Annotated in this window: 14 protein-coding genes; 5 read left to right on the forward strand and 9 right to left on the reverse strand. The window is 67.6% G+C overall.

Annotation, left to right across the window (positions count from 1 at the left end; all coding sequences use genetic code 11):
- The first annotated feature begins 17 nt into the window (after positions 1–17).
- A complete protein-coding gene (locus tag WKC72_RS34790) occupies positions 18–1,031 on the forward strand; it encodes an aldo/keto reductase (RefSeq protein WP_370181063.1) in 1,014 nt (337 codons plus the stop codon).
- Between the two features lie 3 nt (positions 1,032–1,034).
- A complete protein-coding gene (locus WKC72_RS34795; protein ID WP_370181064.1) occupies positions 1,035–1,838 on the forward strand; it encodes an alpha/beta fold hydrolase in 804 nt (267 codons plus the stop codon).
- A gap of 3 nt (positions 1,839–1,841) precedes the next feature.
- Here the strand turns inward: WKC72_RS34795 and WKC72_RS34800 are convergent, their stop codons facing one another.
- The 4 genes from WKC72_RS34800 to WKC72_RS34815 form a co-directional block, all read right to left on the reverse strand.
- Positions 1,842–2,219, reverse strand: a complete 378-nt coding sequence (locus WKC72_RS34800; protein ID WP_005263638.1) for a VOC family protein — start codon at positions 2,217–2,219, stop codon at positions 1,842–1,844.
- A 71-nt stretch (positions 2,220–2,290) separates the two neighbouring features.
- Positions 2,291–3,529, reverse strand: coding sequence for an acyl-CoA dehydrogenase family protein (locus WKC72_RS34805; RefSeq protein ID WP_037232884.1), 1,239 nt, complete (start codon positions 3,527–3,529; stop codon positions 2,291–2,293).
- Between the two features lie 77 nt (positions 3,530–3,606).
- The gene (locus WKC72_RS34810) at positions 3,607–4,332 is read right to left on the reverse strand and encodes an ABC transporter substrate-binding protein (protein ID WP_268791455.1); all 726 of its coding nucleotides are present in this window, start codon (positions 4,330–4,332) and stop codon (positions 3,607–3,609) included.
- A gap of 27 nt (positions 4,333–4,359) precedes the next feature.
- The gene (locus WKC72_RS34815) at positions 4,360–5,664 is read right to left on the reverse strand and encodes an esterase family protein (protein ID WP_037232878.1); all 1,305 of its coding nucleotides are present in this window, start codon (positions 5,662–5,664) and stop codon (positions 4,360–4,362) included.
- Positions 5,665–5,731: 67 nt separating this feature from the next.
- Between WKC72_RS34815 and WKC72_RS34820 the strand changes: the two genes are divergently transcribed.
- On the forward strand, positions 5,732–6,319 hold the full coding sequence (locus WKC72_RS34820; protein ID WP_037232875.1) for a phosphoribosylanthranilate isomerase: 588 nt from the start codon (positions 5,732–5,734) through the stop codon (positions 6,317–6,319).
- A 1-nt stretch (position 6,320) separates the two neighbouring features.
- Here the strand turns inward: WKC72_RS34820 and WKC72_RS34825 are convergent, their stop codons facing one another.
- The 5 genes from WKC72_RS34825 to WKC72_RS34845 form a co-directional block, all read right to left on the reverse strand.
- Positions 6,321–7,217 (reverse strand): alpha/beta fold hydrolase, encoded by an 897-nt coding sequence (locus tag WKC72_RS34825; RefSeq protein ID WP_370181065.1) that lies wholly within the window; start codon positions 7,215–7,217, stop codon positions 6,321–6,323.
- A gap of 41 nt (positions 7,218–7,258) precedes the next feature.
- Entirely contained in the window at positions 7,259–7,888 is a 630-nt protein-coding gene (locus WKC72_RS34830; protein WP_370181066.1) for an alpha/beta fold hydrolase, read from the reverse strand.
- A gap of 26 nt (positions 7,889–7,914) precedes the next feature.
- Positions 7,915–8,850, reverse strand: a complete 936-nt coding sequence (locus WKC72_RS34835; protein ID WP_370181067.1) for an alpha/beta hydrolase — start codon at positions 8,848–8,850, stop codon at positions 7,915–7,917.
- Between the two features lie 48 nt (positions 8,851–8,898).
- Positions 8,899–10,245 (reverse strand): MFS transporter, encoded by a 1,347-nt coding sequence (locus WKC72_RS34840; RefSeq protein ID WP_370181068.1) that lies wholly within the window; start codon positions 10,243–10,245, stop codon positions 8,899–8,901.
- 125 nt (positions 10,246–10,370) lie between these two features.
- The gene (locus tag WKC72_RS34845; protein WP_370181070.1) at positions 10,371–11,276 is read right to left on the reverse strand and encodes a LysR family transcriptional regulator; all 906 of its coding nucleotides are present in this window, start codon (positions 11,274–11,276) and stop codon (positions 10,371–10,373) included.
- Between the two features lie 112 nt (positions 11,277–11,388).
- Here WKC72_RS34845 and WKC72_RS34850 point away from each other — a divergent pair, with 112 nt between their 5' ends.
- Both WKC72_RS34850 and WKC72_RS34855 read left to right on the forward strand, forming a co-directional pair.
- The gene (locus tag WKC72_RS34850; protein ID WP_128639780.1) at positions 11,389–11,925 is read left to right on the forward strand and encodes a hypothetical protein; all 537 of its coding nucleotides are present in this window, start codon (positions 11,389–11,391) and stop codon (positions 11,923–11,925) included.
- A 59-nt stretch (positions 11,926–11,984) separates the two neighbouring features.
- Positions 11,985–12,191 carry a hypothetical protein gene (locus tag WKC72_RS34855; protein ID WP_037232854.1) on the forward strand — a complete coding sequence of 69 codons (207 nt, stop codon included), beginning with the start codon at positions 11,985–11,987 and terminating at the stop codon, positions 12,189–12,191.
- Positions 12,192–12,217 lie beyond the last annotated feature (26 nt).

Here is a 12,217-nt window from a genome sequence, read left to right on the forward strand (position 1 = left end):
CAACGACGAGGAGAAGCATGACCGGTATAGGTACGACAACCCTGGGTGACTCGCTCACCGTCTCCGACATGGGTTTCGGAGGAATGGCTCTCACACCCGTCTACGGCGGGGTGGAACCGGGGAAGGCGCTCGCGACACTGCATCACGCGGTGGATCTCGGAGTGAGTTTCCTCGACACCGCCGACGTGTACGGCGCCGGCGACAACGAACGGTTGATCGCGCAGTTGCTGAAGGGTCGGCGCGAGGAAGTCACGCTGGCAACCAAGTTCGGAATTCTGGGGGATCCGAGGAAACGGAGCGAGGGTGGCGCCTCGATCCGCGGCGACCGCGCCTACGTCCACGAGGCGGTGGACGCCAGCTTGCGCCGGCTCGGTATCGACACGATCGACCTCTACTACCTGCACCGCCCCGACCCGTCGGTTCCGGTCGAGGACACCGTCGGTGCGATGGCCGAACTGGTGGCGGCGGGCAAGGTGCGGCACCTCGGACTGTCGGAGGTGACGGCCGGAGAGCTGGCGTCCGCGCACGCGGTGCATCCCATCACGGCGATCCAGTCGGAATGGAGCATCTGGAGCCGCGACGTCGAGGCGCGAATCGTGCCGGCGGCGGCCGCACTGGGTGTCGGGTTCGTCCCCTACTCGCCGCTCGGCCGGGGGTTCCTCACCGGGACCGTCACCGACGTCGGCACCCTGGCGCCCAACGACTTCCGGCGGACTCTCCCCCGGTTCGCGGCGGGCACGCTGCGGCGGAACCTCGGCGTGGTGGACGCGGTGAATTCGGTCGCACACGTGCTGGGTGCCACACCCGCACAGGTTGCGCTGGCGTGGCTCTACGCGCAAGGCCGCGAGTTCGGACTTCCGGTCGTACCCATCCCCGGAACCCGCAGTGCGGAACGGGTGACGGAGAACGCCGGTGCTCTCGGTATCGAACTCGATGCGGCGCAGCTGGCGGTGCTGAACTCGGCCGGGGAGCACGTGGAGGGTGCGCGTTCGGAGGATCTGCAGTGGGTGTCGGAGGGCCGCGACTTCTGAGTGATGCAGACTGGGCGGGTGCAGCACGCTACCAACCCCGTCGACGGTGTCCGGATCGCGTACAAGACGGTCGGCGACGGCGAGCCCCTCGTTCTCATCCACGGCACGGCGCTCTCCCACGCGATCTGGCGCGGTTTCGGTTACGTCGCCGCGTTGCGTGACCGATACCGGCTGATCCTGGTCGATCTGCGGGGCCACGGGCGCAGCGACAAGCCGCACGACGAGAGCGCGTACGCGATGGATCTGGTCAGCGGCGACGTCCTGGCAGTCCTCGACCACCTGGATCTTCCCAGCGCGCACGTCTTGGGGTATTCGCTCGGCGGCCGGGTCGCGCTGGCCTTGGCAGTCGGGGCGCCAGAACGGCTGGAGAGCCTGATCGTCGGCGGCGGCAGCAGCCGACCGCAGGCCGGCGCGTTCGACCGCCTGTTCTTCCCGGGCTGCATCGACGTCCTCGAACGGGACGGCATGGATGCGTTCCTGGGTCAGTGGAATGCCCGGCGCGCGTGGCCGATCGACGCCGGCACCCGGGCGGCGTTCATGGCGAACGACGCAAAGGCGCTCGCCGCGTACATGCGGCGTTCCGGTGTGGAGCCGGGAGTGGACGACGACGTCCTGCGCGGGATCGCCGTCCCCACCCTGCTGTTCGTCGGCTCGGACGACGCCGAGCGGATCGGCGACACCCAGCGGGTGGCAGCGCTGATTCCCGGTGCGTCGCTGACGATCCTGCCCGGTTTCGACCACTCGACGGCCATGGCCGCGAGCACCGAAGTGCTCGCGGCCGTCGAGCCGTTCCTCGCTTCGGTGTGACCGCTACATCCATTCGACCAGCTGGATGATCACCCCGTTGGGGTCGCTCATCTGGAAGTAGCGTTCGCCCCAGGGCTCGGTTTCGATGGGCGTCACGATCGGGACGCCCTCCGCCTGCAGTCGCTCGTATTCGCCGTCGATACCGTCGACAACGAGCGCGATCAGCAACCCCTGGCCGGCGTCACCGGCGATCCGCGCGGGCTTGAAGGTCTCCAGTCCGGTCTTCAGGAAGACCAGATTGAAGCCGACGTCCGCGCGCTTCAGTGACACGAAGCCCTCGGCGGCCATCTCCTCGACGAAGCCCAGGTGGGACTTGGCGAACTCGGCCGACGCACTGGGGTCCGCGACGTTGAGCGACAGTGCGCTCGCGGTGACCTTCACGGTGGTGTCCTTTCGTTGACGACACCCCACTAACGTACGCCGTACGACATTTGTTCCGGGGGGGCCACACCTCACATCGCCAGCAGACCCTTCGCGATGTGCGTCACCTGGATCTCGTTGCTGCCTGCGTAGATCATCAGCGACTTCGCGTCGCGCGCGAGTTGCTCGACCCGGTACTCGGCCATGTACCCGTTGCCGCCGAACAACTGCACCGCCTCCATCGCCACCTCCGTGGCCGCCCGTGAGGAGTAGAGCTTCATCGCCGACGCCTCCGCGAGACTCACCTGATCGCCCGCCGCGGTGCGCTCGATGGCGTTGAAGACCATGTTCTGCACGTTGATGCGGGCGATCTCCATCTCCGCGAGCTTGAGCTGGATGAGCTGGAACTGCGCGATCTCCTTGCCCCACAGCTTGCGGGACTTGGCGTAGTCGATGCACAGCCGGTGACACTCGTTGATGATGCCCAGCGACAGCGACGCGATGCCGATCCGTTCGGCCGCGAAACTCTCCTTCGCGCTGGTCTTGCCGTCGGACTTGCCGCCGTCCTCCGTCTCGCCGAGCAGACGGTCGCGGGTGACGCGCACGTTGTCGAAGAACAGTTCTCCCGTCGGCGAGGAGTTCATGCCCATCTTCTTGAACGGCGCACCCTGGGTGAGCCCCTCCATGCCCGCGTCGAGGACGAAGGCGAGAACCTTCCGGTCGCGGCGGTCGACGGACGAGTCCCCCTCGTCGAGCTTCGCGTAGACGATGATGACGTCGGCGTAGGGACCGTTGGTGATGAACGTCTTCTGCCCGTTCAGGATGTAGTCGTCGCCGTCGCGGCGCACGTACGACTTCATGCCGCCGAACGCATCCGAGCCGGAGTCGGGCTCGGTGATGGCCCACGCTCCGACCTTCTCGAACGTGACCAGGCCGGGCAGCCAACGCTCCTTCTGCGCCAGCGTCCCGCGGCTGCGGATGGTGCCCGCCGCCAGCCCGAGGCTCACCCCGAGCGAGGCGACGAGGCCGAGGCTGACGCCGGCCAGTTCGGCGTTCATGATGACACCCATGCTGCCCGCACCGCCGAGGCCGCCGGACTTCTCCTCCTTCGCGCCGGAAGCCGCATCCCCACTGCGCTCGCGGTCCAGGGACTTCGTCAGCGCGTCACGAGCCATCTCGTCCAGGCCGAACGTCGCGAAGAGTTTGCGGATGATGTCGAACGGCGGCAGCTCGCCGGTCTCCAACTTGTCGACGTGCGGTCGAATCTCCTTGTCGATGAACCCGCGGATCGCGTCGCGGAACATCAGGTCGGTATCTGACCACTCATACATGCCGGGCACTCCAGTCACTGAGAGAAAGGGTTGCCGCAAATATAGAACACGTTCCTATTCTTGGACAGGTGTGCCGGTCAGTACGAGCCGCCTTCCGGTTCGCCGATCCCGAGCCACCTCGACCGCAGCCGGTCGAGGGTGCCGTCCGCGGCCAGGGTGCGCTGCGCCGACTCGATGCGTTCGCGCAGCGCGTGATCCCCCGTGCGGACCGCGACGGCGATCTCCTCGCGGGAGATTCCCCGTTCGACCACCTCCACGTGCGGGCGGTCCCGGACGAGCCAGGTGAGGACCGGAGCGAGTTTCATGACGGCGTCGCACCCGCCCGAGGACAGGTCGTCGAGGGCCTGCCCGATCCGGTCGTACGCATACACCCGGATCGCGCCCGCTCGGCCCTCCGCGACCAGCCTCTCCACGATCGGCTGACTGGTGTTGCCGTGCTGGACACCGACGGTCAGGCCGCCCAGGTCGTCCACCCCGCGCACTCCCGGATGCCGCGACGTGTCGACGGCGAGGGACTGACCCGACACCAGGTACGGAGCGCAGAAATCCGCGCGCGTCCTCCGCTCCGGCGTCACGGTGGTTCCCGAAGCGATGCAGTCGAATTCATCGCCGGCCAGCGCATCGAAGATGCCGTTGAAGTCGGTGCCCCGGTATGGAACCAGCGACCACTCGAGGCCGAGGACCTGCGCGACGGCCCGGGTGAACTCGACATCGAAACCCGCCGGTGTCTCACCGTCCCGGAACTCGAACGGCGGGTCGGGCAAGGCCGAACCCACCCGCAGTGACCGCGCTGCCGTCGTCATGTCGTTCCTCTCCGCCGTGACGAGTGCCTACGAACCGATCAGCCCCAACCGCTGTGCCAGCCAGGGCAATTCCTTCTCCAGTCCGGCAGACCACACGGCGAAGCTGTGCCCGCCCGGCACCTCCACGTACTGGACGTCCATGCCCGCGTCCTTCGCGGCCTGATAGACCTTCTGCGCCCCCGGCTTGTAGGCGTCGTCGTCGCTGCCGATCACGAAGACCCCGGCCGAGTCCGGGTACTTCTTCGACGCCATCAGATCGAGCGGGTTGACCCGTTTGAACGCCGCCTCGTCACCGCCGAATCCTTCGTCGAGGGTGCGCTGGTGGTCGCCGAGCGTGGGTTCCTCCTGACCCGAGATGTCGAGGAACGTCGGGTACACGTCGGGATAGTTGGTGGCCATCTGCAGTGAACAGGTGCCGCCGTAGGAGAGGCCGCCGATGGCCCACGCCTGGGGATCCGGGTTCACCTGCAGGTTCGACTTCACCCAGGACGGAACGTCCTTCGCCAGATACGTGGCCACGTTGCCCAGCTTCGAATCGACACACAGGGGGTTCGCGATCTGCGAGCCGGTGCCGTCCGCCACCACCACGATCGGGGCCAGTCCCCCATGTTTCGCGGCGAACTCGTTCATCGTGGTGGCGAGCTTGCCTCCGGCGAACCAGTCCTCCGGCGAACCGGGCTGACCGGCCAGCATCACGAGCACCGGCAGCAGTGGGCGCGGGTTGGCGAAGTAGGCGGGCGGGAGGTAGATCTCGGCGTCGCGGGCGGCGAACCCCGACGCCGTTCCGGGGACGGCTGCCGTCAGGACCCGCCCCTCGCTCGGCATTCCGGGCGGGGCGGTCCACGACGCGTCGAGAGGCGTTCCCGTCACCACGTTCCCGGTGGCGCTGCCGACGTCGTTCATCTGAACCCGGTCGAACGGCTCCGCCCCGAATGCCGTGCCCACCGTGGGATAGGCGTCGAACACCAGGTTGATCTGCGTCGCCGACGCGAGTATCACGGCGAGTGCCGCGAGAACCGACACGACGGCGGCTTTCACCGTCCGGCCGGCGCGGATCCTCGGCACGAGCAGGACGATCGCGAAGAGCCCCAGACCGATCCACACGTAGATGGAAATCTCGATGGGGTCGGGGAACGGCCGGAGAACCTTCTCGACCATCACGTAGAGGGCGACGGTGACGACCACCGACACGGCCAGGCAGATCGGAATCGCCTTCCTGCGGTACCAGGGGGCGCGGGCGGCGAGCAGCCACACGCCGCCGAGCGCGCCGATCACCGTGAGGATCCAGGGCAGAGGCCCTGAGATCACGCTGAGGTCGCTGAGCCATTCCACGTCACGAAGCCTAGAGCGCGAACCCGCGCTGCGTCGGCGACTCGGAGCGACCGGTAAAATTGCGGGGGTGACATTCATCAAGGTGTGCGGTCTGCGAGACGAGGCCTCCGTCGATCTGGCCGTGCGCCTCGGCGTCGACGCCGTGGGTTTCGTGTTCGCCGACAGCGTCCGCCGGATCTCCCCCGAGGATGCCGCGCCGCTGGTCCGCCGGGTCACCGGTCATACCGTCGCGGTGGGCGTCTTCAAGGGGAGCCCCGTGCCGGAGGTGATCGAGGTCGCCGCCGCGGCAGGTCTCGGAACGGTCCAGGTGCACGACCTGAAGTCCGCCGACGACGTGGCCCGGTTACGGGAGGCGGGCCTCGGCGTGATTCGTGCCGTGGTCGCCGGGGACACGTCGGGCGATTTCGGCGCCGACCGCATCCTCGTCGACGGGGCGACCGCCGGGGCAGGCGTGCCCTGGGACTGGGCGAACCAGAGCCGACCCGACGGCGAATGGATCCTCGCCGGCGGACTTCACCCGGACAATGTCCGGGCCGCCGTCGACGCGACCGGCGCGTGGGGTGTCGACGTGTCGAGCGGCGTCGAATCCTCACGGGGTGTGAAGGATGCGGCGCTGATCGAACAGTTCGTCGCCGCCGTCCGATCCGGCGATTGACTCAGCCCGGCATCCCGGCCACGGAATCTTCCACGTCCCACGACGCGAGCACCGTCCGGATGCCCACGACCAGTGCGAGCGGCTGGTCGATCATCACATGGTGTCCGGCGTCGGGGATCTCGACGACCACAGCGGTGGGCCCGAATCGGCGGCGCATGCTGTCCATCATGGCGTCGGTGACGATGCCGTTCTCGGCGCGGAAGTAGGCGATGCGGCAGCGTGGGTCGGATCCGCCCAGGTGATCGCTGCCGTGGCGCGCGAAGAACGTGGAATCGAACTTCCACGACCAGCCGCCGTCCATCTCCGCCATCGAATTCTCGGCCACGTGACGCAGGACCGCGGGCACCGCGGTGTCCTGCGGCGGGACGAACCGGAACCGCTCGAGGGCCTCGGCCCTGGACGGGTAGACCTTCTTCGGACCGAAAGCCCGCTGCTTGCGTGCCTCCTCCTCTTCCGGTGTGCGGGCGAGGACGGGCGAATCGATCAGCTGGACGCCGGCCAGATCCTCGCCGAACAGCTGCGCGCCCACGTAGGACACCATGCCGCCCATGCTGTGCCCGACGAACAGCGGCGGCCCCGAAATCCCTGCGGGCTTCGCCACGGCCAGGGCTTCCTCCGCCCACTGCTCCAGGCCGTACTCCGCGCGCCGGTCGCTGTCGCCGTGCCCGGTCAGGTCGAGTGCGACGACGCGACGGCCCGTGGCCAGCATGGGTGCCACATGGTCCCACCACCGGCTGTGGGCCGCGCCGCCGTGAACGAGCACGATGCCGGGTGAGCCCGACGGCCCCCATGCACGGTAGTGGACCTGCGCACCGGCGACGTCGACCCGGCCGGTGTCCACGGGGGACGCCAACGCCGTGGTGAACCAGTGGGGCGCGTCCGTCTGCACGTTGCTCATTCACCGAACATACCGACCACGTGTGGCCGTCCCCGCTCGCCCTACAGAAGGTCGAGCATGGCGGTGACCGCCCGTTCGACCACCGGGAACTTGTCCGGGGCCAGATCGTGGCGGGCGCCCTCGAGTTCGACGAGCGTGGTCGGCGCGGGGATCAGTTCGAGTGCCGACCGCATCTCGTCGGTGGTCGCGAACGGGTCCTTCGAACCGTGCACCACCACGGAGGGGGTGCGGAGACCGGGCAGATGCTCGGTGCGGAGCTTCTCCGGCTTGGCCGGCGGATGCAGCGGGTACGACAGCAACAAGAGGGCGTCGACGAGACCCGGACGCTCCGAAGCGAGCATGGACGCCTGCCGCCCGCCGTACGAGTGCCCGCCGGCCCACACCGGCGCCGACACCAACTCCCGCATCACTGCCACCGCGGCCGCGACACCGTCCCGATCCTCCGCCGCCTTCGACGGGTGCGGCGGGCCCGACGCGCGGCGCTGACGGAACGGGAGATCGAACCGCAGGACGACGATGCCGCGTTCCACGAACCCGTCGGTCACGGCGCGCAACAGCTTTGTGCCGCAGTCACTTCCCGCTCCATGAGTCAGGACCAGCCCCGCCACCCCGTCACCCGCAGGGCGGTGGAGATGTCCGCGCACACCGTCACGTTCCAGCAACTCGCTCATGCGGTTCACGGTAGTGGAATGTCGAGCTACTCCGGCGCGAGCAGTTCCGCCAGTTCTTCGCACAGCTGGTTCGCGAGTTCGTTGGCACGAGGCACGACGCCCATGCTCCAGTACCCGTGCAGCATGCCCGGGGAGATCCGGAGTCGAACCGGCACGCCGGCGGCCTCCAGCGCAGCGGCGTACGCGGGGGCGTGATCGCGGAGCGGATCACATTCGGCCCCGCACACGATGGCGGGTGCCACCCCCGTCAGGTCACCCTCGATCGGCGAGACACGGGGGTCGAGGGCCAGGCTGCGATCTTCGAGGTAGCCGGCACCCATGTCCTCATCCGCCGGCACCCTGAGGAAATACCCTTCGGCGAGTTCGTCCATCGACGGGTAACGCTTCACGAGATGTACCGGCACGTACAGCAGCAGCTGTGCCCGCACAGGAAGTTCCGCGTCGCGGGCCGCCAAGGCCACCGACGCCGCGAGATTGGCGCCCGCGCTGTCTCCGGCGACGGCGACTCGGGACGCGTCGCCGCCCAGCTGTTCGATGGTGTCGTGGATCCAGTGGAGCGATGCCAGGCAGTCGTCGTAGCCGGCAGGGAACGGGTGTTCCGGCGCGAGCCGGTAGTCGACGGCGACGACGACGGAGCCGGTGCGGGCGCAGACGCGTCGAGCGTGCGACTCGTGCGAGTCGAGGCCGCCCATCACCCAGCCGCCGCCGTGCAGGTACAGGACCGTCGACCGAGTCGCGTCGTCGGTGTCGGGCCGGTAGATCCGGGCGGGGATGTCACCGGCCGGGCCCGGGATGGTGACGTTCTCGACTTCTCGTACCTCGAGCAGTTCGGGCTCGAAGTAGAGGGCACGCATCTCCTCGATGCGCTTGCGGGCGCCTTCGATCGTCGTCTGGGGACCTGCGGCGGCGTCCCAGTCGTTCAGCTTGTCCAGCAGGACGGACATGTCGGGGTCGAGCTTCATGATTCTCCTCGTGATGGGGTACCGCACCGAGGCGGTTCGGGGGTCGATTTACTTCTTGCCCAGATCGGTGATCGCGACGCTGCGCGTCTCCGGAGCGGTCACCGCCGAGAGACCGGCCACCAGCAGGCAGACGGAGCCGAAAGCCGCCACCGGTATCCACCCGTGCGTGCCGGTTCCGAGCAGCGCGTAGCCGATGCTCGGGGCGAAGCCCGCGAAGGCGAACCCGATCTGTGTCGAGATGGCGATGCCGGAGAACCGCACTCGTGTGTCGAACATTTCCGCGAAGAACGTCGGACCGACCCCGCTGACACCGGATGCGGCGGCACCGAAGAAGGCCGACACCGCGAAGATCAGGGGAACGGAACCTGTGCTCATCGCCCCGAAGTAGAAGAAGAACGCGGCGATGGCGCCGACGATTCCGGCGAGATACACGGGGCGGCGGCCGATCTTGTCGCCCAGCATCGCCCAGAGCGGAATGGCGAACAGCTGCATGATGTTTGCGATGACGCCCGCCCACAGCAGGGTCTGGCGTTCGAGACCGGCCTCACCGGTTCCGTAGGCGAGCGCGAAGACCGTCATGATCGTGCCCGACACGGCGAAGAGCGAGCACGCGATCACCCGGAGCATCTGCAGCCGATAGTTCTTGAACAGTTCGACGACGGGTATCTCCACCAGATCGTTGTCGCGTTCCGCCTCCCGGAACACCGGTGTCTCCTCCATCGTCCGGCGGACGAACAGCGCGACGATCGTCAGGATTCCGCTGACGAGGAAGGGGATTCGCCAACCCCAGGTCATCAGCATGTCCTCGGGCAGCGCGGCGACGGGGATGAACACCAGGGTCGCGACGAGCTGCCCCGCCTGGGTGCCGCTCATCGTGAAGCTGGTGTAGAACGCCCTGGAACCCTCCGGCGAATGCTCGAGGGTCAGCGAGTTCGCGCCACTCTGCTCGCCCGCCGCCGACGCACCCTGCATGAGCCGCAGGACCACCAGCAGGATCGGCGCCGCGATCCCGATGCTCCCGAAGCCCGGCAGGCATCCGATGAGGAACGTCGAGACTCCCATCAGGACCAGCGTGAAGACGAGCACACGTTTGCGTCCGATGCGGTCGCCGTAGTGTCCGAGCGCGACGGCCCCGATCGGGCGGGCGATATATCCGACGCCGAAGGTCGCCAGTGCCGCCAACGTGCCGGTCGCCGGACTCTCCGACGGGAAGAAGACCGTCGGGAAGATCAGGGCGGCCGCCGACCCGTAGATGAAGAAGTCGTAGTACTCGACGAGGCTGCCGAGGAAACTTGCGAACGCCGCCTTGCGGGGCTGACGCGCGGGCACGCTCGCCGGGGTGCCGACAGGCTGCTGCGAGTTCGGGGGCGCAGCCGAACCAGCTCGTACGCTCATGGGAGGACCTTTCGGACCGGAGTGAAGGTGATGAGGTGCCGCGGATCACACCACCGCTGCGCCGACGACTCTGCCAAACGCCTTCATCACAGTCCAAGATCAACTTGGCATACTTTCGATAAGAATTACTTATCGAACTCGTCGATCGTCGGCATGAGCTCCTCCGCGACCGCGAGGACGGTCTCGAGCAACGGTGTCCGGGGCCTGTCGGCCCACGCCAGCGCACCGCGGATTCGGTGGCGTCCGCCGTCCGTGGGCACGACGACGGCGTCGACGGCTCCGGCGCGATGGGAACTGACGGGGATGAGCGAGACCCCCACACCCGCCGCCACGAGCGCGGTCAGCGTCGTTCCATCGGACGTCTCCTGCGCGATCTCCGGCGTGAACCCCGCGTCGTGGCATGCAGCCAGCACGTCCAGACGCAGAGTCGATCCCGACGCCGCCGGGTTGGTGACGAATGGATCGTCGCGCAGTTCGGACAGTGAGATCTCCGAGCGTGTCGCCAGTGGGTGGTCGGCGTAGAGCAGCGCACCCAGAGGCTCGACCGAGATCAGCCTCGTCGAAACTTCGGGATGCGACAGCGCCGCCGAGACGAAACCGAGATCGAGCTTGCCGGAATAGATGTCGTCGAGGATCAGCCCGCTCGGTCTCGCCCCGTCGAGAACCAACTCGAGTTTCGGATATCTCTTGCGCACGGTGCGGGCGAACAGAGGCAGCTTCGACTGTCCGTAGGCGCCGCTGAATCCGACACGCACGCGACCCTCTTCCGCGGGATTGCCCGCGGACGCCGACTGCTCGGCCCAGGCAACGGCTTTCAGCGCGGCCCGGCACGGCTCGAGAAATTGCTCGCCCGCGGCAGTCAGCCGGATGGGTCTCGTACCCCGGTCGAACAGCCTCACTCCGAGATGCCTCTCGAGCTGCTGGATCTGCTGGCTGACCGCGGGCTGGGCTATGCGCAACGACTCGGCGGCCCGGCCGTAGTTCGACACCTCGGCCACGGCGAGGAACGCGCGCATCCAGCGGATCTCCATGCCCGCACCCTATGTCGTGCCGAAATTCGACGGTTGATTGCGATTGGCTCTCGGTCTGTTTGCCGGGTTTCGACGCGGGGTACTTTAACAACACAACCGCTGGGAGTAACCAATGGACACCATGACTGTCATCTGGATCATCGTCGCGATCGTCGTCGTTCTCGCCCTGATCGCGCTGGCCGTTGCGGCATCACGCAAGCGCAACGAGCGCAACCGTCAGCAGGCCGACAGCATCCGCGCGAAGGCGCAGGAGCAGACGTCCGTCGTCGAGAAGCGCGAGGCGATCGCGGAGGAAACTGCGGCCAACGCCAGAAGGGCTCAAGCAGAAGCCGAGGCCAAGGCGGCAGAGGCCAAGAGGCTGCAGGTCGATGCGCAGACGCACCAGAACACGGCGACCACGTCTCGTGACGACCTGAAGCACGAGTGGCAGCGGGCCGACGAGCTCGATCCCGACGTCAAGAAGACGGACACTCCGACGAACGACGCCAGGGCCACCGACGCTCGAACCACGGGAGCGGGACCCACGAACGCTCGCGTCACTGACGCTCGAACCACCGGAACGGGGCCCGCCAACGCTCGCCCCAACGGCACGGACTCCACCAATACCCATGGAGCGCACGCGAAGCCGACCGACACGTCGTCGACATAGCGTTCGAGAGTACGTCACGCGCACCGGCTCGGCGCCGGTGCCCACACGGGAGGTCGGAAATGCGTATCGGACGACTCGTGACGCTCATCGTGATCATCTGGCTGATCATCGGCGCCATTGCCGTGTGGCAGCGCGGTTACTTCAAGGACGCGACGGCTGATTGCGCCAGCGCCGGGACGATCGCGGTCACCGTGATCGCCGGCCCACTCAATTACGCGGGCGTGAACCCGAAGATCGATTGTGAAGTGCCGCAACCGAGTCAGTAGTTCCAGACCGTCAACCGAAAGAGGGA

The organism is Rhodococcus wratislaviensis (assembly GCF_041228765.1).
In the GTDB taxonomy this organism is placed as follows: domain Bacteria; phylum Actinomycetota; class Actinomycetes; order Mycobacteriales; family Mycobacteriaceae; genus Rhodococcus_F; species Rhodococcus_F wratislaviensis.